Below are 21,699 nucleotides of genomic sequence, written 5' to 3' on the forward strand. Positions count from 1 at the left end.
TTCGCCTCCGTCGGCGCGGGAAGGCCCGCTCTCCCGCTATTTCGCGCGCGCCCGCCGCCCGACGAGCGCCGCCAGCGCTACGCCCTCGCGCTCCAGCGTCTCCAAAATCCCGCTCTTGATGCGCCCGACCAGCCCCGGCCCCTCATAGACCAGCGCGCTATAGAGCTGCACCAGGCTCGCCCCCGCCTCGATTTTGGCGAGCGCCGCCGCCGCCGAATCGACGCCCCCGACGCCGATGAGCGGAAACTGCCCCTCGACGCGCAAAAAGGTCTCGGCGAGCATTTTCGTCGAGAGATCGAAGAGCGGCGCGCCCGAGAGCCCGCCCGCCTCTCTCGCGAAAGGCGAGGCCAAACTCTCCGGCCGCGCCAGAGTGGTGTTGGAGACGATCATTCCGTCGATCTCTCGCGCGCGCGCGACGCTCACCACATCGTCGAGCTGCTCGAGCGAAAGATCCGGCGCGATCTTCAACAATACGGGGCGCCGGCGCCTGGCCCGCTCGCGCGCCGAGAGCACCCGCGCCAACAGCTCGGAGAGCGCCGTCTTCTCCTGCAGATCGCGCAGGCCTGGCGTGTTGGGCGAGGAGACATTGATGGTGAAATAGCTCGCCAGCTCGGAGAAGGCCGCAATGCCGCGCTCATAATCGGCGATGCGGTCGGCGGCGTCCTTATTGGCGCCGATGTTGACGCCGACGATTCCGCCACGCGAACGTCGGGCGAGCAGCCGCTCATAGGCGAGCGTATGGCCGACATTGTTGAAGCCGTAGCGATTGACGATTCCGCGATCCTCGGCCAGCCGAAACACGCGCGGGCGGGCGTTGCCGGCCTGCGGCTTCGGCGTCAGCGTGCCGACCTCCGCAGAGCCGAAGCCCATGGCCAGCATGGCGTCGGGAACCTCGGCATTTTTGTCGAAGCCGGCGGCGAGGCCGATCGGATTGGGAAAATCGAGGCCGAAGGCGCGCGCAGCGAGGCGCGGATCGTCGCGCGGGGGCTTCGGCGCCGGCATCAGCTGCAAGGCCGCGATCGTCGCCTGATGCGCCGTCTCCGGCGGCAGGCGGCGGAACAGCGCGGTGGCGAGATCGCCGAAGAAAACCTCGATCATTCGAGGAGCCCCGCGAAATCATGGCCGCCATCCTCGCGCATCGGCAGGGCCGCCACTCTGGCGACGCGCTCGACGGGCAAAGTTCCATAGAGGTGCGGGAAGAGATCGCCGCCGCGCGAGGGCTCCAATTTCAGCGCGTCGCCGAGAGGCTCGGCCTCCACGGCGACGAGCAGAAGATCGGCGACGCCGTTGAAGTAACGCGCCGCCGTCTCCTCGACCTGCGCGCTGGTCGAGAAATGAATGTAGCCGTCGGCAAGATCGATCCCGGCGCCGGCGAAAACGCCCGCCGCCTCGGCCTCACGCCAGAGGGAAGCGGGGAGGAGCTTGTAGATGAGTGTCATGTCGGAGAGATAGCAGGCGTTCGGGGCGCCGCGGTAGGGGGTCGAATGAAGGGCTTGACCGCCGCCGACACAACGATATATCTTAGATCGATCAAAATATGAACGATCCTTCATCTTCAAACTTCGGCTCGATCCAATCCTCGAGCCTTCGAACCCGGCGCGAACGCAAAACGAGCGCCGAACGAACAGGTGAAACTCCACTCATGCAAGACACATCTTCCAGGCGCATCGCGCCCATTCTCGGAGCGCTCGGCGCTCTTGGGCCGCTGTCGATCGATATGTATCTGCCGGCCATGCCGCAGATCGCGGCGAGTCTGAATGTCGGCGAAGGACAGGTGCAATTCAGCCTCATGTCCTTCTTCGCCGGCCTCATGATCGGCCAGCTCTTCTACGGCCCGATCTCCGACTCCATCGGCCGCAAGCCGGTCATCTATGCCGGGCTCCTGCTGTTCATCATCGGCTCCATCGGCAGCATCACCGCCGCAACGGCCGAGCAGCTCGCCGCCTGGCGCTTCATCCATGGGCTCGGCGGCTCGGCCGGCATGGTGATGGGCCTCGCCATCGTGCGCGACCGGTACACGGGGCAGATGGCCGCCAAGCTCATCGCGATGATGATGCTCGTCTTCGGCGTCGCGCCGATTCTCGCGCCTCTATTGGGCTCGGCGATCATCGCCGTCGCGCCATGGCAGGCTCTGTTCGGCGCGCTGGCGCTGTTCGGCGTCGCCGATCTCGTCCTCGTGTGGATCGCATTGCCGGAGACGCGCATGGAAGAGCTTCGCGCCGCCAGCCGCCCGCTCGACGCCGCGCGAAACTACGCGCATCTTCTCGCCAGCCGCCGCTTTCTCCCCTATGTGGCGGTGACGGCATTCTCGCAGGCTGGATTTTTCGCCTATCTCGCCGGCTCGTCCTTCGTCTTCATTTCGCTGCATGGCCTGACGCCCGCCGCCTATAGCGCTATCTTCGCCGTCAACTCCATCGGCCTGATGGCGGCCGCGCAGACCGCGCCGTGGCTGATGGGCCGTTTCCAGCCGCAAACGATCGTGCGCGCCTCTGTCGTGATCTATGCGGCGACGGCTGTCTTGCTGGCGGCGGTCGATATGGCCGGCGGCGCGAGTCTCGCCATGCTCGCCGTGTCGCTCTTCATCATCATCGCCGCCAGGGCTGTCGTCATGCCCATTTGCAGCGTCATGGCGCTCGAATCCTATGGCGCGATTTCCGGCACGGCCTCGGCGCTGCTCGGAGCGCTTCAATTCGGCGCCGGAACATTCGCGTCCTTCATCGTCGGCGCAACGGCCAATGGCGCCGCACTGCCGATGATCGCCGCTATCGCCGCTTGCGGAATCGCCGCATGTATCGTGGCGTTCGCCGCCTTTCCCAAGCCGGCTTCCGCTCTTTCGCAGGAGCGGCGCCCGGAGCCCGCGTCGGCCCCATGACCCCAGCCCAATTCCACGCCTCCCTCGCCGCAGAGACGCCCCCTGCCCTCTCGCCGCCGCTGCTCGCGCTGTGGAAAAACGCCAAAGGCGATTGGGACGGCGCGCATAAATGCGTCGATAGCTCCGGCGAGGCGGACGCCATGTGGGTGCATGCGTTTCTGCATCGGGCGGAAGGCGATCTCGGCAACGCCGCCTATTGGTATGCGCGCGCTGGCAAGCCGTCCGCGACCGGCCCGCTCGGGCAAGAATTCGAAGCGATTCTCGCCGCTCTGCTAGGGCGATAAGGACCAGCCCCTCACCCTGAGGAGCCGGCGAAGCCGGCGTCTCGAAGGGTCGGACGCCCCGCCTTCTGGATCATCCTTCGAGGCTTTTTGCTGCGCAAAAAGCGCCTCAGGATGAGGGGGCTGTATGTCTCGCGGCCAGAATCTCGCGCGCCTTCGCCGCGTCGTCCCGCATTTGCGCGGTGAGCGCGTCGAGCGAGGGGAACTTCGCCTCGCCGCGAATGAAGCCGATGAAGGCGACCTCCACCGTCTTGCCGTAGAGATCCCCGTCGAAATCGAAGACGAAGACCTCGAGCAGCGGCGCGCCCTCCGCCTCCACCGTGGGCCGGCGGCCGAAATTGGCGACGCCCTCGCGCACCACGCCGTCCGCCTCCAGCGTCACCGCGTAAATGCCGTGGCGCAGCTTGTTAGAGGGGTCGAGCGCGATATTGGCGGTCGGAAAGCCCAGCGTGCGGCCGAGCTGGCGGCCTCGGGTCACGACGCCCTCGACGAAATAAGGATGGCCGAGCAGTTTCGTCGCCAGCGCGACGTCGCCGGCGGCGAGCGCCTCGCGCGTCGCGGTGGAGGAGACGGCCTCGAGGCTGCCGGCCTCGTCCTGCGTGATTCGCGGCACGATCTCGACGATGAAGCCCAGCCGCTCGCCCTCGGAGCGCAAAAACTCGGGATTGCCGGCGCGCTTGGCGCCGAAGCAGAAATCATAGCCCGCCACCGCCGCCGAGACGCCGAGCCGCTTGCGGAGAATCTCCTGCGTGAACTCCTGCGGCGGACGCGCGGCGAAGTCCTTGTCGAAGGTGAGGATCACCATGCCGTCGAGGCCGAGGCGGGCGAGCAGCGCAGCCTTGGCGTCCGGCGGCGTCAGCCGGAAGATGATCGATTTGCCGGCGAAGCAATCGGCCGGATGCGGCTCGAAAGTGAGCAGCGCGCAGGGCTTTCCGAGCTTTTGCGCCAGAGCCTGCGCATGGGCGATCACGCCGCGATGGCCGCGATGCAGCCCGTCGAAATTGCCGATGGCGACAACGGCCCCCTCGAGCCCCGGCGGCGGGGCGAGCGGATCGCGGGCGACGATGAAAGGATGCGCGGAAGACAAGGCGGCGTCCAAGGCTTTGTGCGGTGCAGGAGCCGGCTCACTTTGGTTCGGATGACGCGCCATGTCCAGAGCGAGAGGGTCGCAGGGCGTTCGAGACCGCTGCGCAACCCTCCCCCTCATGCTGAGGAGGCTCCGCAGGAGCCGTCTCGAAGCGGGAGGGGGAGGCTCCAGTAGACAGCGCAATGAAGCCGCCCACGTCCTTCGAGACGCCCGCTTCGCGGGCTCCTCAGGATGAGGGCGTCTTCACCCGATCGTCTCGGAACCGCAAGAGCCTCTTCTTCGCGGCAAATTAACCTTTCTCCCCTTGCATCACGGCGCCGCCCCTTTCGGCCGGGCGAAAGGCGATCTCGAAAGCGATGACGCGCAGCAGAAAGAGACGATGCCTCGCCTTTATCATCGTCCTCACCGCCGCCGCAGGCGCGCTCTGGCCGCATGTCGCCGGCGCCGCGGCGATGGCGCTCGCTTTTGTCGGCGTATTGCATCTCGCCGTGCTCGCCTATGAGGAGATCGCCTTTCCGCAATATAGCGAGGCGATGAGCCCGGAGGATTACGAGCATTTCTGCGCGGCGCTGCTGCGCGAGGCGAGATGGAGCGCGCGGGTCACGCGGCTCAGCGGCGATCAGGGCGTCGATATCGTCGCGGAGAAGCGAGGCCGCAGGATCGTCGTCCAGTGCAAGAAATATTCGAAGCCAGTCGGCAACAGGGCCGTGCAGGAGATCGTCGCCGCCATCGCCCATGAGGAGGCCGAGCGCGGCATAGTCGTCGCCACCAAGGGCTATACGGCGAGCGCAGTGCAGCTCGCCGCCTCCAATGAGGTGCTGCTGCTGCATCATTGCGAGCTGACGAAGATCGACCGCCTGCTCAGGCGACCTCTTCTATCGGCGTGACGCTGACGCGCACATCGAGCTTCTGCTTGCCGGCGGCGAAAATGACGCCGTCGATCGGCGAGACATCGGCGTAATCGCGGCCTCGCGCGATGACGACATGATCGTTCATAGCCAGAATGGCGTTGGTCGGATCGACGCCGAGCCAGCCGAACTCGCGCCCGCACCAGACGGAAATCCAGGCGTGCGAGGCGTCGGCCCCCTCGAGCTTCACCGCCCCCGGCGCCGGAATGGTGCGGATATAGCCGCTGACATAGGCCGCCGGCAGGCCGAGCCCGCGCAGCGCGGCGATCATGATGTGGGTGAAATCCTGGCAGACGCCGCTGCGCTTGTCGAAGGCGCGGGCCAGCGGCATTGCGACATGGGTGGCGTTCGGATCGTAGAGAAAATCGCGATGGATGCGCCGCATCAGCTCGACCGCGCCGGCCAGCATCGGCCGGCCGGGCGGAAAGCTCTCGCGCGCATAGGCCGTCGCTGGCTCGTAGAGCGGCGCGAGCCGGCTCGGAAAAATGAAATGCGCCGGCGCGTCGGGGCCGAGCGAGGGCGTCTCCAGCGCTTGGCGGCGGACGACCTCCCAAGGCGGCGTCAGCGCCTCGGCGGGCGGGGCGGCGCGCTCGACGCGCACGCGCGCGCTCATCGCTATGCCGAGCTTCACATGGGGGGCGTCGAGCTGCGCCTCGGCGACGCGATTGCCGTAGAAATCGACGCGCTCGCGCCAGTCGTGCGGCGCAGGCGTGATGTCGATGCGGCCGAAGACGACGCGCTGGCCGGCGTCATCGCGCGGCAATAAGCGCAAAGCGCAGCGCGCCGCGGCGACGGGCGCCTCGTAGCTATAGGTCGTCACATGGGTGATGTCGTAGATCACGCTAACCGGATCGGCTCTTCGAAATGGGCCGCATTGGAGCCCTGGAGGAAGTAGCGGGCGGCGAGCGCATCCGCAAGGCTCATCAAGCGCTGCTCCAGGGTGAAGATTTTGGCGGCGTCCAGCTCGGCGGCGTTCGCCACCTCTATCTCGGCGCGCAATTTCACGGCGAGACGGCGCGGCGCCTCCAGCAGGCCGTCGTGACGCAGCGTCGGCAGAGAGGAGAGATGCTCCTCTATCTTGGCCACCTGAAAGCCGACCGAGCGCGGATTATAGGGATCGAGCACAGCCATATCGAGCACGGGCGCGAGAGCGGCGCCGGCGAGATAGCGGGAGCGATAGGTGATCTGCGAATCGATCAGCTCGAGCAGAGTGTCGAGACTGTCGATGGTCGCGCCCTCGTCGGCGAATTGGCGGGAGAAGCGGCAGGCGTTGATCGCCCGCTCGACCCGCTTGCCGAGATCGAGAAAGCACCAGCCGGCGACGCGGTTGAAATTCTCGTCGATGAGGCCGGAGAGCGCCGCCAATATATGCAGCGATTGCTCGACGCCCTCGAGCACTTCCGGCTCCGAGGCCGGGCCGTGCGAGAAATCGTCGAGCCGCGCCTCCAGCAGGCGGACGAGATGCCAAATATCCTGCGACAGGCGCTCGCGCACGATCGAGGCGGCGTGCTTGGCCGCGCGGGCGATGGAGAGGGCGGAGCCTGCCGTCTCGGCGCCGCTGGCGGCGGCGAGGGCGAGCTCGGCCGCCGAGAGGCGCGGGTCGCGCGTCGGCGCAGCGCCCCAGGCGAGCAGCACGCGCTCCAGCCGCTCGATCGGCTGGCGGCCGCTGTAATTGGGAGCGTCCGCCTCGGTCAGGCGATTGCAGAGCGAGCGCACCAGCCGCAGCGTCGCCTCGGCCCGCTCGAAATAGCGGCCCATCCAGAAGAGATTGTCGGCGGCGCGGCTCGGCAGATCGCCGACCATGCGGACGATCTCTATGTCGTCGCTCGTCGGCAGGAGAGTGGAGTTGCCGGTCGGCCGATCGCCGAGCACCCAGACATCGGCCGATTGCGCGCCCGCCCCCATGGAGATGGCGCGCACATCGAGACGATCCGACACGCGGCAGAAACCGCCCGGCATCACGCGCCAGCCATCCGCCGTGGCGGCGGCGAAGACACGCAGCGCGAAGGGGCGCGGAACCAGCGCGCCATCCTTCCAGACCGGCGTCGTGGAGAGCTGCACGACCTCCTGGCCGACATAATCCATGCCGCGGGCGCGCATCGCCTCGGTGAGACGCGCCCGCTCGGCGGCGTCGAACTCGGCCCCTAGCGCCACGCGGCGGCCGGGAAAGCCGGCGAGATGCTCGCCGAAGGCGGGGGCGACGGCGCGGTCCTCGAGCGAGCCGAGCACGGCGTCGCGGGCCTCGTCCTGCCCGCACCACCAAGTGGCGATATTGGCGAGGCGCAGATCCTCGCCGAGCAGCCGGCGCGCGATGGCCGGCAGGAAAGAGAGCAGAGCGCGCGATTCGATGAGGCCGGCGCCCGGCATGTTGGCAATGGTGACATTGCCCTCACGAATCGTGTCGAGCAGGCCCGGCACGCCGAGCTGCGAGGCGGCGTTCAGCTCCAGCGGATCGCACCAATCGGCGTCGACCCTGCGCCACACCACATCGACGCGCTTCAGCCCGGCGATGGTGCGCACATGCAGCTTGCGCTCGCTGGTGACGAGATCGGCGCCCTCGACCAGCAGTAGGCCGAGATAGCGCGCGAGGCTCACCTGCTCGGAATAGGATTCGCTGAACGGGCCGGGCGTCAGCAGGCAGATGCGCGGGTCCTTCTGCTGCGCGGCCTTGGCGAGGGCGGCGCGGAAATCGCGGAAGAAAGGCGCGAGCCGCTCGACCTTCATGTCGCGGTAGAGGCGCGGGAAGGTGCGCGCCATCACCAGCCGATTCTCCAGCGCATAGCCGGCGCCCGAGGGCGCCTGGGCGCGATCGCCCAGCACCCACCAGCGCCCGTCCGGACCCCGGCCGATCTCGGCGGCGTAGAAGCGCAGCCAGCGGCCGCCGGGCGGAGTCGCGCCGCTCATGGCGCGGACATAATCGGGCGAGCCGGCGACGACCGCCGCCGGCAGCGCGCCTTCCTCGACGAGGCGCTGCTCGCCATAGACGTCGCGCAGCACCATGTCGAGCAGCTCGGCGCGCTGGGCGACGCCGGCGGCGATCTCCCGCCATTCGGCCTGCGGCAGCAGCAGCGGCAACCGGCTCAACGGCCAAGTGCGCTCCTTGGTCTCGCCGAGCACGCGATAGGAGACGCCCATGTCGCGGATGCGCCGCCCGGCGGCGGCGAAGCGATCGTCTATATCCTCGCGGCTGAGGCCCCCGAGCGTGTCGAGCAGGCTCGCCCAATGGGCGCGCACGCGCCCGTCCGGCCCGACGAGCTCGTCCGGCACGCCGTCCAGCGGCGCATAGCGGGCGATCCAGGAGGCGACGCGACGCGACGCTTCTCCCGTGCTCGCATCGATAAACCGCTCAGCCGGCACAACTCCTCCGCAGGTCCAAAGTCAGCGGGAACTCGCCCGCCGGCTCCTCGCGCGGCGGCCGCACCCTGCCGGGCGTATGGCCGTGATCCTGGAACCGCGACAGCCTGCGAGCCTCCGCCTCATGCGAGTTTACCGGAAAAGTGTCGTAGCTGCGACCGCCCGGATGCGCCGTGTGATAGACGCAGCCCCCTAACGAGCGCTCGCTCCAGCTGTCGATGACATCGAAGGTCAGAGGCGCGTGATCGGGGATGGTCGGGTGCATGCCGGAGGGCGGCTGCCATGCCTTGAAGCGCACGCCCGCGACCGCCTCGCCCGAGGCGCCGGCGCTGGCCATCGGCACACGGCGGCCGTTGCAGGCGATGACATGCCGGCCGGGGACGAAGCCCTTGGCCTTCACCTCGACGCGCTCCACCGAGGAATCGACGAAACGCGCGGTGCCGCCGGCGACGCCTTCCTCACCCAGCACATTCCAGGGCTCCAGCGCCTGCCGGATTTCCAGCTCCACTCCGCCATGCTCGACGCGTCCGGCGAGCGGGCAGCGGAACTCCTTCTGCGCCTCGAACCATTCCGGCTCGAAAGCGTAGCCCGCCCCCTGCAGATCACCGAGCACGTCGAGGAAATCGCGCCAAACGAAATGCGGCAGCATGAAGCGGTCGTGCAGCGCCGTGCCCCAGCGCACGAAGCCGCCGCTCTGCGGCTCGCGCCAGAACCAGGCGACGAGCGCGCGCAGCAGCAATTGCTGCGCGAGGCTCATGCGCGCGTCGGGCGGCATCTCGAAGCTGCGGAACTCGACGAGGCCGAGCCGGCCGGTCGGCCCATCCGGCGAATAGAGCTTGTCGATGCAGATTTCGGCGCGATGCGTGTTGCCGGTGACGTCCACGAGCAGATTGCGGAACAGCCGATCGACGAGCCAGGGCGGGAAATTCGTTTCGCCCGCCGGCGGCACATTGGAGATGGCGATCTCCAGCTCGTAGAGCGCGTCGTGCCGCGCCTCGTCCACGCGCGGAGCCTGGCTGGTCGGGCCGATGAAGAGGCCCGAGAAGAAATAGGAGAGCGCGGGATGGCGCTGCCAATAGAGCACGAGGCTCTTCAATATGTCCGGACGGCGCAGGAAGGGCGAATCGAAGGGCGTCCGGCCGCCGAGCACGACATGATTGCCGCCGCCCGAGCCGGTCTGGCGCCCGTCGATGAGGAATTTGTCGGCGGTGAGCCGCGACTGCCGCGCATCCTCATAGAGGCCGGTCGTCGTCGCCACGGCGTCGCGCCATGTGTCGCCCGGATGGATGTTCACCTCGATGACGCCGGGATCGGGCGTCACCTTGATGACCTCGAGGCGCGGATCGACGGGCGGCGGATAGCCCTCGATATGGATGGGAAGGTCCATCGCCTTCGCCGTCGTCTCCACCGCCGTCAACAGCTCGAGATAACCCTCCAGCGTTTCGACCGGCGGCATGAAGACGCAGAGCGCGCCCTCGCGCGGCTCGATGGCGAGCGCCGTGCGCACCGCGCCCTCGACGATGACCTGCTCGCTGGGCTCCTGGCGGTCCTTCGGCTCCTGACGTTTCTGGAGTTCCTGGCGGTTCTGCAGCGCCCGGCTCTCGTAGATCTTCCGGAAAAGGGCGGGGTCCGGCAGCGGACCGCGCGGCTCGGTCGGGTCCTGCGGATAGGAGTAGGGATAGGCGCTCGGCGGCACCCAGGGCAGCGAGCTGATCGGCAGGCGCAGGCCGATCGGCGAATCGCCCGGCGCCAGAAAGAGCCGTCCGCGCCGCAAAGGCCAGCGCTCCGAGACCCAACGACGCCGGTCGGCGCGCGCGTTCCAGCGCTGCACCGGCAGAACATAGCCCACCGGATTGGCCAGGCCGCGCTCGAAGGCGCGCAACATGCGGACGCGCTCCTCGGCGTCGTCGATCTTCGAATCGAACGGATCGACATTGATGGGCAGCGCGCCCTCCTTCAGCAGCCAGTGCGAGGGGTCCTCATAGGCGGGGATCACATAGCCCCGCTCGAGACCGAGCCGCTCGGCGAGATCGACGGTGAACGCCTCGCTCTGCTGCGCCGTCGGCGCCGAGGACGCGCCGATGCGGGCGGCGAGCTCGGGATCGCGCCAGACGGGCAGGCCGTCCTTGCGCCAATAGATGGCGAAGGCCCAGCGCGGCAGGCTCTCCCCCGGATACCATTTGCCCTGCCCGTAATGAAGGAAGCCGCCCTTGGCGAAGCGTTGCTGCAGGCGGCGCACGAGATCGTCGGCGCGCGCCTTCTTGGTGGGGCCGACGGCGGCGATCGTCCATTCCGGCGCCTGGAAATCGTCGATGGAGACGAAGGTCGGCTCACCGCCCATGGTGAGGCGCACGTCTTGCGCCCGCAAATCCTCGTCGACCTTCTCGCCGAGCGCGTCGAGACGCGCCCAGGCTTCGTCCGAGAAAGGCGCGGTGATGCGCGGCGCCTCGCGAATGCGCTGCACCCACATCTCGAAGCCGAACTGGACCTCCGCCGGCTCGACGAGGCCGGAGAGCGGCGCCGCCGAGCGATAATGCGGCGCGCTGCATAGCGGCAAATGACCTTCGCCGCAGAAGAGGCCCGAGGTGGCGTCGAGGCCGATCCAGCCGGCGCCGGGGATATAGACCTCGGCCCAGGCGTGCAGATCGGTGAAATCGTGGTCGGTTCCCTTGGGACCCTCGATCGGATCGACATCCGCTTTCAATTGGATGAGATAGCCGGAGACGAAACGCGCCGCGAGGCCGAGGCTGCGGAATATCTGCACGAGCAGCCAGGCCGAATCGCGGCAGGAGCCCGTGCCGGCGGCGAGCGTCTCGTCCGGCGTCTGCACGCCGGGCTCCATGCGGATCACATAGCGAATGTCGCGCTGCAGCCTGGCGTTGAGATCGACGAGAAAGGGAACGATCGCCATCGCCTGCGACGGACGCACGCTGTTCACGAACGCCTTGGTCAGCGGCCCGAGCGGCTCCACCTCGAGGCAGGAGGCGAGCTCGGTCCGCAGCTCCTCCGGATAGGCGAAGGGGAAGGTCTCCGCATAGGGCTCGACGAAAAAGTCGAAGGGATTGTAGACGGCGATCTCGGCATGGAGGTCCACCTCGATGCGGAACTCCTCCGCCTTCTCCGGAAAGACGAGGCGCGCCAGCCAATTGCCGTGCGGGTCCTGCTGCCAGTTGATGAAATGATTGGCCGGCGCGATCTTGAGCGAATAGCTCGGCACGCGGGTGCGGCAATGCGGAGCGGGCCGCAGCCGGATCACCTGCGGCCCGAGCGCGACCGGCCGATCATATTTGTAATGGGTGAGATGGTGGAGCGCGACCTTGATCGACACGGAGCTGCTTCGCCTCCTCATAACGACGCCGGGAAAGCGGCGACAGGCGATTAGCTTACGCGCTCGGCGGCGTGTCAATCGCGCGCGCCGAAAAGCTCGGCTCTTTGCCGGAAATTGCCGCATGACGCATTCTGCCGGGGCGGCGGGCGCCGCGGCTTTCGGCGCCCGCTCTCCCCGTCACGAATCATTGGCGGCGGAGGGCGGGAGCGGCGCGTCCGCGAAGACGACGCCGCCGCGGCCGCCGCGCTTCATCTGGTAGAGCGCCGCATCGGCGCTGGCGATGAGCTGCTCGAGAGCGGCGCCGTCGCGGGGCGCGAGCGCGACGCCGATGCTCACGCCGATCTGAATGCTGCGGCCCTCGATCTCATAGGGGGCGCCGAGAACGCGGATGATGCGGCGGGCGAGCAGCAGCGCCTCGTCCGGGTGGCGGACGCCGGTCTGGACGATGACGAACTCGTCGCCGCCGAGCCGCGCCGCCGTATCCTCCCGCCGCACCATGGTCAGCAGACGCGAGGTGGCGGCGCAGAGCAGGAGATCGCCGGTCAAATGGCCATAGGCGTCGTTGACGGCCTTGAAACGGTCGAGGTCGAGGCAGTGAATCGCCAAATATTCATTCGGTCCGAGGCGCGCCGAAGCCTCGTCGAAACGGTCGCGCAGCTCGACGCGATTGGCGAGGCCGGTCAAATCGTCATGACGCGCCATTTTCGCGAAATCGAGCTTGGAGATGATTTGCCGGCGCGTCGCCGCATGCGTGTCGGCCGCCCAAAAGAGACCGACGACGGCGAAAGCGGAAAGAAGCACCGCCTGCAGGACGAAGCCCAAGAGAACGTGGATGTCGCTCGCCTCCATCGCGCGATCGACGAGGCCGATGACCGTCGGCGTCGCCGACAAGGCGAGGCCGATCGCGCAGAGAAGCGGGCGGAAGGCGACATTGGACACGACCCCGCCGGCGAAGACGAAGGCCAGCCCGGATGTCAGCATCGGCACCAGCGACGAGTCGGGCGGATGCGCTATCATCAGGCCGCGCGCGTTGATCGCGCCGAGCAGAGCGGCGAAAGAGAAGAGGCCGATGGCGTAGCGGCGCTCCCAGACCCGCGCCTCATCGGCGAGAATCGTCGCCTGCGCCACGCGCCTCCGATAGGCGAGAACCAGGAAAACGCTCGTTATGTCGACGGCGATTCCGGCCAGCGTCAGAGCGAGGAGCAATGCATCCTGCTTGCGCGAGGCGAGCAGCAGGCCGACGCAGGCGAGCGCCATGCCCATGAACGCCACCGGCATGACCGGCCGGGCGACCATATCGACCAGCTCGACATAAGCGGCGTCGGGAAGCGGCGCCGAATTTCGAGACGTATGTCCTAGCCGACGCCACATGCTCACCCCAACGCGGTCTCATCTATGGCCGCCGGCTCGCATTTCCAGCTCGGCGCACTGGACGGGCCGCGTCTTGATTTCCCGCGAGACGACGCATATAGATATCTTTATATCTAATCAGCGAAGCCCGTGGCCGACGCGAAATGACCGATATGAGGCGACCTCTTCTTCTCGAACCCGCGCTCGCCGCCCTCAATGCGGCGGGCGAGGAGACGCGTCTGCGCCTGCTCGGCCTGCTGGCCGAGACGGAGCTGACAGTGAGCGAGGCCGTGGCCATTCTCGGCCAGTCGCAGCCGCGCGTGTCCCGCCATTTGAAGCTGTTGGTGGAAGCCGGCCTGGTGGAGCGCCGCCGCGAGGGCGCCTGGGCCTTCTTCCGCCTCGCCTCCGCCGACGCGCCCGGCGAGATCGCCCGCAGCGTCGTCTCCTGGCTCGATCCGCTGGACCCCCGCATCGCCGGCGATCGCGCCCGTCTCGCCGAGGTGCGGCAGGCCCGCGCCGACGCCGCCGCCCGTTATTTCGCCGAGCATGCGCCCGAATGGGACGCGATCCGCTCGCTGCATGTGCCGGAGGCGCAGGTGGAGGCCGCCATGCGCGAGGCGGTGGGCGAGAAGCCGCTGCGCCGCCTGCTCGATCTCGGTGCCGGCGCCGGCCGCATGCTGGAGCTATTCGCCCCGCAGGCGGAGCAGGCCGTGGGCGTCGATCTCTCCTCCGCAATGCTCGGCGTCGCGCGCGGACGGCTGGAAAAAGCCGGCGCGCGCAATGTGCAGCTGCGCCAAGGCGACATGTATGCGCTGCCGATAGAACGGGGCAGCTGCGATCTCGTCATCGTGCATCAGGTTCTGCATTATCTCGACGATCCCGGCCGCGCCTTGCGCGAGGCGGCGCGCACGCTCGCGCCCGGCGGCAGGCTGCTTGTCGTCGATTTCGCGCCGCATCGCGAGGAGACCTTGCGCGACGAGCATGCGCATCGCCGCCTCGGCTTCTCGCAGCAGGAGGTCACGACTCTGCTGGAGCAGGCCGGGCTCGAGATTCTGCGCCATCGCGATCTCGCGCCTTCCGCCGACGACGGCGCGAAGCTCACCGTTTCCCTGTGGCTGGCGCAAGATCCTCGCGTCATCGCCGATCCCTTGCCCAAAGCCAGCTTCGAGACCGCATGATGTCCGACAATCGCAGCCTGTGGCCTCCGGGCCATTTCGATATTTCTTACGAATTCTTCCCGCCGAAGACGCCGGAGATGGAGGCGCAGCTCTGGGATTCGATCGCGCGGCTCGCGCCTTTGAAGCCCAAATTCGTCTCCGTCACTTACGGCGCCGGCGGCTCCACGCGCGAGCGCACGCATAATATCGTCGCGCGCCTCGCCGCCGAGACCGATATTCTGCCCGCCGCGCATCTCACCTGCGTCTCCGCCGCGCGCGCCGAGATCGACGAAATCGTGCGCGGCTATTGGAACGTCGGCGTCCGCCATATCGTGGCGTTGCGCGGCGATCCGCCGACCGGCGTCGGCACGCGTTTCGAGCCGCATCCGCAAGGCTATCGCAGCTCCACCGAGCTGGTGCGCGGCATTCGCGCCATCCGCGATTTCGAGATTTCCGTCTCCACCTATCCAGAAGGCCATCCCGAGAGCCGCACGATCGACGACGATCTCGACGCGCTCGAGGCGAAGATCGACGCCGGCGCGACGCGCGCCATCACGCAATTCTTCTTCGAGAACGACGTCTATTTCCGCTTTCTCGACAAGGCGCGCGCGCGGGGAATCAAAATTCCCATCGTGCCCGGCATCATGCCGGTGCAGAACTTCAAGCAGACGGCGAATTTCGCGCGCAAGGCGGGCGCGAGCGTGCCTGATTGGCTCGCGCATCGCTTCGAGGGATTGGACGATGATCCCGTCACGCGCCGGCTCATCGCCGCCGCTGTCGCCGCCGAGCAGGTGCTCGGCCTCGCCGAAGGCGGCGTGAAGGAATTCCATTTCTACACAAACAATCGCGCCGATCTCGTCTTCGCGATCTGCCATCTTCTGGGCGTGCGCCCCGTCACCGAGAAAGTCGCAGCATGAGTTTCGACAAGAACCACGGACCGAAGATTCTCGCAGCGCTGGAGAAGGCGGCGAGCGAGCGCATTCTCGTGCTCGACGGCGCCATGGGCACGATGATCCAGCGCCACAAATTCACCGAGGCCGATTTTCGCGGCGAGCGCTTCAAGGATCATGCGAAGGATTTGCGCGGCGACAATGATCTGCTGACGCTGACGCAGCCGGCGGCGATCAAGGCGATTCATCGCGCCTATCTCGAAGCCGGCGCCGACATTATCGAGACCAACACTTTCTCCTGCACCTCTATCGCGCAGGCCGATTACGGGCTCGAGCACATCGTCTATGAGCTCAATTACGAAGGCGCGCGCCTCGCTCGCGCAGCGGCCGATGAAGTCGCGCGCGAGACGGGCGTGCCGCGCTTCGTCGCCGGCTCCATGGGGCCGACCAATCGCACCGCCTCCATCTCGCCGGATGTCTCCAATCCCGGCTTTCGCGCCGTCACCTTCGACGATCTGCGCGCCGCCTATCTCGAGGAGGCGCTCGGCCTGTTGGAAGGCGGCGCCGATATTCTCTTGATCGAAACCATTTTCGACACGCTGAACGCCAAAGCGGCGATCTATGCCGTGGAGGACGCATTCGAGAAGGTCGGCACGCGCTTTCCGGTGATGATCTCCGGCACCATCACCGATCTCTCCGGCCGCACGCTCTCCGGCCAGACGGCGGCGGCCTTCTGGAACTCGATTCAGCACGCGAAGCCTTTCTCCATCGGCTTCAATTGCGCGCTCGGCGCGCGCGAAATGCGCCAGCACATCGCCGAGGTCGCGCGCATCGCCGACACGCGAATCTGCGCCTTCCCCAACGCCGGCCTGCCCAATGAATTCGGCCTCTATGACGAGAGCCCGGAATATATGGCCGAGCTGGTCGGCGAATTTGCGAAATCCGGTCTCGTCAATGTGGTCGGCGGCTGCTGCGGCACGACGCCGCCGCATATCGCCGCCATCGCCGGCGCCGTGAAAGGCGTCGCGCCGCGCGCGATTCCGACCATAGCGCCGCTGCTGCGCCTCGCCGGCCTCGAGCCTTTCACGCTGACGAAGGACATTCCTTTCGTCAATGTCGGCGAACGCACCAATGTCACCGGCTCGGCGAAATTCCGCAAGCTCATCACCGCCGGCGATTACGCCGCGGCGCTGGATGTGGCGCGCGATCAAGTGGCCAATGGCGCGCAGGTCATCGACATCAATATGGACGAGGGCCTGCTCGATTCGAAAAAGGCGATGGTCGAGTTCCTCAATCTGCTCGCCGCCGAGCCCGATATCGCGCGCGTGCCGGTGATGGTCGATTCGTCGAAATTCGAGGTGATCGAAGCCGGCCTGCAATGTCTGCAGGGCAAGGGCGTCGTCAACTCCATCTCGCTGAAGGAAGGCGAGGAGAAATTCATCGAGGCCGCGACCAAGGTGCGCCGCTATGGCGCCGCCGTCGTCGTCATGGCATTCGACGAAGCGGGACAGGCCGACACTTTCGCGCGCAAGGTGGAGATCTCCGGCCGCGCCTATAAGATCCTCGTGGAGCAAGTAGGCTTTCCGCCGCAGGACATCATCTTCGATCCAAATATTTTCGCGGTCGCGACGGGCATAGAAGAACATTGCAATTACGGCGTCGACTTCATCGACGCCGCGCGCGCGATCAAGACGACGCTGCCGCATGCGCATGTCTCCGGCGGCGTGTCCAATCTCTCCTTCTCCTTCCGCGGCAATGAGCCGGTGCGCGAGGCGATGCACTCCGTCTTCCTCTATCACGCCATTGCGGCGGGGATGGACATGGGCATCGTCAACGCCGGCCAGCTCGCCGTCTATGAGAAGATCGACCCCGAGCTGCGCGAAGCCTGCGAGGATGTGGTGCGGAATCGCCGTCCCGACGCGACAGAGCGCCTCGTCGAGATGGCCGAGCGCTTCAAAGGCGCGGGCGCGAAGACGGCGGAGAAGGATGCGGCGTGGCGCGAGGCCAGCGTCGAAAAGCGTTTGGAATATGCGCTGGTCAATGGCGTCGCCGATTATATCGAGCAGGATGTGGAAGAGGCGCGTCTCTCGAGCACACGTCCGCTCGATGTGATCGAAGGTCCGCTGATGGCCGGCATGAATGTCGTCGGCGATCTCTTCGGCCAGGGCAAAATGTTCCTGCCGCAAGTGGTGAAATCCGCGCGCGTGATGAAGCAGGCGGTGGCGCATCTCCTGCCCTTCATGGAAGAGAACAAGGAGACGCGCTCCACCGCCGGCAAGATTCTTCTCGCGACGGTGAAGGGCGACGTCCACGACATCGGCAAGAACATCGTCGGCGTCGTGCTCGGCTGCAATAATTTCGAGATCATCGATCTCGGCGTGATGGTGCCGACCGCCAAAATTCTCGAGACGGCGAAAGCCGAAAAGGTCGATATCATCGGCCTCTCCGGCCTCATCACGCCCTCGCTCGACGAAATGTGTTTCGTCGCCTCGGAGCTGGAGCGCGAAGGTTTCGACGCGCCGCTGCTCATCGGCGGCGCCACGACGAGCCGCGTGCATACGGCGGTGAAGATCAGCCCCAATTACACCAAGGGTCAGGCCGTCTATGTGACCGACGCCTCGCGCGCGGTGGGCGTCGCCCAGGCGCTGATGTCGCAATCGTCGCGCGCCGATTATGTCGCCAAGACGCGCGAGGAATATGAGAAGGTCGCCGACGCTCATGCGCGCGCGCAGGCCGACAAGCAACGCGTCTCCCTCGCTTCCGCGCGCGCCAATGCGCTGAAAATCGATTGGGCCGCCTATGCGCCGCCCAAGCCGACATTCCTCGGCGCGCGCGTCTTCGCGTCTTACGATGTCGCGGAGCTGGTTCCCTATATCGATTGGACGCCCTTCTTCCAGACATGGGAGTTCAAGGGCCGCTATCCCGCTTTGCTCGACGATCCCGAGCGCGGGCCGGCGGCGCGGCAATTGTTCGAGGATGCGCAGGCGATGCTGACGCGCATCGTGGAAGAGCGCTGGTTCAATCCCAAGGCGGTCATCGGCTTCTGGCCCGCCAACGCCGTGGGCGACGATATCGCGCTCTATACGGGCGAGGGCCGCGTCGAGCGGCTGGCGACGCTGCATACGCTGCGCCAGCAGCTCACGCGGCGCGACGGCAAGCCCAATGTCGCGCTCGCCGATTTCGTCGCGCCGGAAGGCTCCGGCAAGGCGGATTACATCGGCGCCTTTGTCGTCACCGCCGGCGCGCAGGAGGCGAAGATTTCCGAGCGCTTCGCCCGCGCCAATGACGACTATGGCGCGATCATGGTGAAGGCTCTCGCCGATCGTCTGGCCGAAGCTTTCGCCGAGCGCATGCATCAGCGCGTGCGCCGCGAGTTCTGGGCCTATGCGGCGGATGAGACGCTGACGCCGGAGCAGCTGGTCGGCGAGGATTATCGCGGCATTCGCCCGGCGCCCGGCTATCCGGCGCAGCCCGACCATACGGAGAAGGCGACGCTCTTCGATCTGCTGGAGGCGACGAAGCGCACAGGCGTCACGCTGACGGAGAGCTACGCCATGACGCCGGCCTCATCGGTCAGCGGGCTCTATTTCGCGCATCCGCAGGCGCATTATTTCGGCGTCGCCAAAGTGGAGCGCGATCAGGTCGAGGATTACGCCGCGCGCAAGGGCGTCTCCGCCACCGAGATCGAGCGCTGGCTCGCGCCGGTACTCAATTACGAGACGCGCGTCGCCGAGCCGGCGGAGTGAGGAGTGCCCACCCTCCCCTTCAGGGGGAGGGTCGGACCGCAAAGCGGTCCGGGGTGGGGTTCACTGCAAAGACTCGGGGCGTCACCCCCTCCCGATCGCCTTCGGCGCTCGACCTCCCCCCTCTAGGGTGAGGTGGCAACGCCTCTCGTTCACTCGATTGCCCTACCCGCCGAGCGCCGCCTTGACCGCGGCGCTCGCCTTGCCGAAATCGATGCGGCCCGTGTATTTTGCCTTGAGCGCGGCGACGACCTTGCCCATATCCTTGATCGAGGCGGCCCCGGTCTCGGCTATGGCCGCCTTAATCGCCTCGGCGACCTCGGCCTCGCCGAGCTGCTGGGGCAGATATTCCGTGATCACCGCGATCTCGGCGCGCTCCTTCTCGGCGAGCTCGGGGCGGCCGCCCTTCTCGTAGATTTCCACCGATTCCTGGCGGCTCTTCACCATTTTCTGCAGCAGAGCGAGAATATCGTCGTCGCCGAGCGTCTTGCCCGTGGCGCGCGCCTCAATGTCGCGATCCTTGAGCCCCGCTGTAATCATGCGGATCGTCTCGACCTTTTGCTTTTCGCCGCTCTTCATCGCCGCCTTGAGGTCGGCCGTGAAACGTTCGCGCATTGTATTTCCACTTCGCAGTGAAATGTTCTAGACGTGCTTGCGATCTGAAAGGATCGCGGCAATCTAGATTTTTCGAGGGATGGCGGGCGCCCGATGGCGGCGCGCCGGCGGATGAGGGTGAGGCATAGAGCGCGGATGAGCCCGGATCAAGACGCAGCGACGGGTTGGACGGTTCCGGTCCACACGGGGGTTCTGGTTCTCGCCAGCGGCGAGGCGATTTTCGGCTTCGGCTTCGGCGCCGTGGGCTCGGCCGTCGGCGAGGTCTGCTTCAACACCGCCATGACCGGCTATCAGGAAATCCTCACCGATCCTTCCTACGCCGGGCAGATCGTCACCTTCACCTTTCCCCATATCGGCAATGTCGGCGTCAATGACGAGGACGTCGAGACCGTCGATCTCGACAGCCGCTCCGGCGTGCGCGGCGTGATCGTCGCCGCGCCGTCGAGCGACCCGTCCAATTATCGCGCGCTGCGGCCGCTCGGCGAATGGCTCGCCGCGCGCGGGGTCATCGGCCTCTGCGGCCTGGACACGCGCGCGCTGACGGCTCTGATCCGCGAGAAGGGCATGCAGAACGCCGTCATCGCCTTCGCGCCGGACGGCGTGTTCGACCTCGCCGCGCTGCGCGCCGAGGCCGCCGCCTGGCCCGGCATTGATGGCATGGATCTCGTGCCCTCCGTCACCGCGCCCGCGCGCTATGAGTGGGACGAGACCGTCTGGCGGCAGGCCTCCGGCTATGGCAGGCGCGACGGGAAGAAGCTCCGCGTCGTCGCCGTGGATTATGGCGTGAAGCGCAATATTCTGCGGCTGCTGGCCGAGGCCGGCTGCGAGGTGATCGTGGTGCCGGCCACGACCAGCGCGACGGATATTCTCGCGCTCTCGCCCGATGGCGTGTTTCTCTCCAACGGGCCGGGCGATCCGGCCGAGACCGGCAAATACGCCGTGCCCACCATTCGCGAGCTATTGGCGGCGAAGGTTCCCACCTTCGGCATATGCCTCGGCCATCAGATGATGGCGCTCGCCGTCGGCGCGAAGACGCAGAAAATGCCGCAGGGCCATCACGGCGCCAATCATCCGGTGAAGGATTTCACCACCGGCAAGGTCGAGATCGTCTCGATGAACCATGGCTTCGCCGTGGATCGCGACAGCCTGCCGGCCAATGTCGCCGAGACGCATCGCTCGCTGTTCGACGGCTCCAATTGCGGCATCGCCCTCGCCGATCGCCCGGCCTTCTCCGTGCAGCACCACCCGGAAGCCTCCCCCGGCCCGCAGGACAGCCATTATCTCTTTGCGCGCTTCGTCGATATGATGGAGAAGGCGCGGGCGTGAGCCCTGCGCCGAGCCGGATTCATTCGAACCAATCGACGACGGGGAACAGGCCGCCCGCGCAATATTGCCGTTCGGCCCAGCCACGAAAGGCGGGTTCCTCATGCGGACGCAAATAGACCGCAATGAGCGCCTCGTCATTGTCCGACAGCGCGACCACAAAGCGGCCCTTGCCCAAATGGGCCACGAGAGCATTCATGGCTTCGAAGAAAGGCGTGAGATCAGGCCGTTTCTCGTCGCTGATTTCGATATCGCCGGAATGGCCGTCCGCCAGAACGACATGGCCGATGAGCCGATCCTGTAGATGCAACTCCGTCACTGACTGAACGACGAAATCGCCGCACGCCAAGGATTCGAGCTCGCCCACATGCTGCGGCAAATAGTCTCCGGGCGCGTGTTCATCGACGATGCAAATCTCCATTGCGTTTTCGAAAATCGAAAAGCTATGCGCTTCGAGCAGATCGCTCAGCTGCTCGTCGTCCAAGCTCGATAGGCGCGGCAATATCTCGCCTATATCGTCGAAGCCATCGAATGCAGCCGTTTCGCCGGCCAGAGACCATAGCATCAGAAGGTCGAACGCATTGGTTCCCTCTCTCGCCTCACCGGAGATATAATTCGCGAATTCGTCGCCATCATAGGAGTCCGCGATACTCACTATGAACCGAGTGACGATCAGCTCTCGATCGAGATCGGGGCGTATCCGCAGGCTGGCCGCCTCGAGCCTCTGCAGCGATTCGCGCACGAATTGCTTGTTCGTCTCGCTCGACAAGAGCGCGAGCGCCGTAGCATTC

Annotated in this window: 16 protein-coding genes; 7 read left to right on the forward strand and 9 right to left on the reverse strand. The window is 66.6% G+C overall.

The genetic code is table 11. The features are described 5' to 3' along the window. Window positions 1-36: 36 nt before the first annotated feature. Together METLW3_RS0116890 and METLW3_RS0116895 are read right to left on the reverse strand one after the other, a co-directional pair. Window positions 37-1,098, reverse strand: coding sequence for a quinone-dependent dihydroorotate dehydrogenase (locus tag METLW3_RS0116890; protein ID WP_024881019.1), 1,062 nt, complete (start codon window positions 1,096-1,098; stop codon window positions 37-39). Continuing rightward, on the reverse strand, window positions 1,095-1,439 hold the full coding sequence (locus tag METLW3_RS0116895; RefSeq protein WP_024881020.1) for a DUF952 domain-containing protein: 345 nt from the start codon (window positions 1,437-1,439) through the stop codon (window positions 1,095-1,097). The genes METLW3_RS0116890 and METLW3_RS0116895 overlap by 4 nt, the downstream gene beginning before the upstream one ends. A gap of 203 nt (window positions 1,440-1,642) precedes the next feature. On the opposite strand from METLW3_RS0116895, the gene METLW3_RS0116900 reads away from it, so the two are divergent. Both METLW3_RS0116900 and METLW3_RS0116905 read left to right on the forward strand, forming a co-directional pair. Next, the gene (locus tag METLW3_RS0116900) at window positions 1,643-2,872 is read left to right on the forward strand and encodes a multidrug effflux MFS transporter (protein ID WP_024881021.1); all 1,230 of its coding nucleotides are present in this window, start codon (window positions 1,643-1,645) and stop codon (window positions 2,870-2,872) included. Beyond that, entirely contained in the window at window positions 2,869-3,156 is a 288-nt protein-coding gene (locus METLW3_RS0116905) for a hypothetical protein (protein ID WP_024881022.1), read from the forward strand. Before METLW3_RS0116900 ends, METLW3_RS0116905 begins: the two co-directional genes overlap by 4 nt. Before the next feature lie 106 nt (window positions 3,157-3,262). On the opposite strand, the gene METLW3_RS0116910 is transcribed toward METLW3_RS0116905, so the two are convergent. After that, a complete protein-coding gene (locus tag METLW3_RS0116910; protein WP_024881023.1) occupies window positions 3,263-4,252 on the reverse strand; it encodes a bifunctional riboflavin kinase/FAD synthetase in 990 nt (329 codons plus the stop codon). A 344-nt stretch (window positions 4,253-4,596) separates the two neighbouring features. Between METLW3_RS0116910 and METLW3_RS0116920 the strand changes: the two genes are divergently transcribed. Further along, complete coding sequence (locus METLW3_RS0116920) at window positions 4,597-5,127, forward strand: restriction endonuclease (RefSeq protein WP_024881024.1); 531 nt, start codon at window positions 4,597-4,599, stop codon at window positions 5,125-5,127. Here the strand turns inward: METLW3_RS0116920 and METLW3_RS0116925 are convergent. The 4 genes from METLW3_RS0116925 to METLW3_RS0116940 all read right to left on the reverse strand — a co-directional run bounded on the left by METLW3_RS0116925 (window position 5,102) and on the right by METLW3_RS0116940 (window position 13,201). After that, window positions 5,102-5,989 carry a transglutaminase family protein gene (locus tag METLW3_RS0116925; protein ID WP_024881025.1) on the reverse strand — a complete coding sequence of 296 codons (888 nt, stop codon included), beginning with the start codon at window positions 5,987-5,989 and terminating at the stop codon, window positions 5,102-5,104. The two genes, METLW3_RS0116920 and METLW3_RS0116925, sit on opposite strands and share 26 nt — an antisense overlap. Then, window positions 5,986-8,505: a circularly permuted type 2 ATP-grasp protein gene (locus METLW3_RS0116930; RefSeq protein ID WP_024881026.1), complete on the reverse strand. Its 2,520-nt coding sequence runs from the start codon at window positions 8,503-8,505 to the stop codon at window positions 5,986-5,988. The genes METLW3_RS0116925 and METLW3_RS0116930 overlap by 4 nt, the downstream gene beginning before the upstream one ends. Further along, window positions 8,495-11,830 (reverse strand): transglutaminase family protein, encoded by a 3,336-nt coding sequence (locus METLW3_RS0116935; protein ID WP_024881027.1) that lies wholly within the window; start codon window positions 11,828-11,830, stop codon window positions 8,495-8,497. Before METLW3_RS0116935 ends, METLW3_RS0116930 begins: the two co-directional genes overlap by 11 nt. 177 nt (window positions 11,831-12,007) lie before the next feature. Then, a complete protein-coding gene (locus METLW3_RS0116940) occupies window positions 12,008-13,201 on the reverse strand; it encodes a GGDEF domain-containing protein (protein WP_024881028.1) in 1,194 nt (397 codons plus the stop codon). 143 nt (window positions 13,202-13,344) lie between these two features. Between METLW3_RS0116940 and METLW3_RS0116945 the strand changes: the two genes are divergently transcribed. Genes METLW3_RS0116945 through metH form a run of 3 tightly spaced genes read left to right on the forward strand, consistent with a single transcriptional unit; the run spans window position 13,345 to window position 18,973 of the window. Then, the gene (locus METLW3_RS0116945; RefSeq protein WP_024881029.1) at window positions 13,345-14,358 is read left to right on the forward strand and encodes a metalloregulator ArsR/SmtB family transcription factor; all 1,014 of its coding nucleotides are present in this window, start codon (window positions 13,345-13,347) and stop codon (window positions 14,356-14,358) included. After that, a complete protein-coding gene (metF, locus tag METLW3_RS0116950; protein ID WP_157096305.1) occupies window positions 14,358-15,254 on the forward strand; it encodes a methylenetetrahydrofolate reductase [NAD(P)H] in 897 nt (298 codons plus the stop codon). Before METLW3_RS0116945 ends, metF begins: the two co-directional genes overlap by 1 nt. Then, entirely contained in the window at window positions 15,251-18,973 is a 3,723-nt protein-coding gene (gene metH / locus METLW3_RS0116955) for a methionine synthase (RefSeq protein ID WP_024881031.1), read from the forward strand. Before metF ends, metH begins: the two co-directional genes overlap by 4 nt. Before the next feature lie 162 nt (window positions 18,974-19,135). Here metH and METLW3_RS0116960 read toward each other — a convergent pair whose 3' ends face one another. Further along, window positions 19,136-19,585 carry a GatB/YqeY domain-containing protein gene (locus METLW3_RS0116960; RefSeq protein WP_024881032.1) on the reverse strand — a complete coding sequence of 150 codons (450 nt, stop codon included), beginning with the start codon at window positions 19,583-19,585 and terminating at the stop codon, window positions 19,136-19,138. 135 nt (window positions 19,586-19,720) lie between these two features. Here METLW3_RS0116960 and carA point away from each other — a divergent pair, with 135 nt between their 5' ends. After that, a complete protein-coding gene (gene carA, locus METLW3_RS0116965) occupies window positions 19,721-20,911 on the forward strand; it encodes a glutamine-hydrolyzing carbamoyl-phosphate synthase small subunit (protein WP_024881033.1) in 1,191 nt (396 codons plus the stop codon). A 19-nt stretch (window positions 20,912-20,930) separates the two neighbouring features. Here the strand turns inward: carA and METLW3_RS0116970 are convergent, their stop codons facing one another. Next, window positions 20,931-21,677, reverse strand: a complete 747-nt coding sequence (locus METLW3_RS0116970; protein ID WP_157516588.1) for a hypothetical protein — start codon at window positions 21,675-21,677, stop codon at window positions 20,931-20,933. Window positions 21,678-21,699 lie beyond the last annotated feature (22 nt).

This window comes from Methylosinus sp. LW3 (assembly GCF_000527115.1).
Lineage (GTDB): Bacteria > Pseudomonadota > Alphaproteobacteria > Rhizobiales > Beijerinckiaceae > Methylosinus.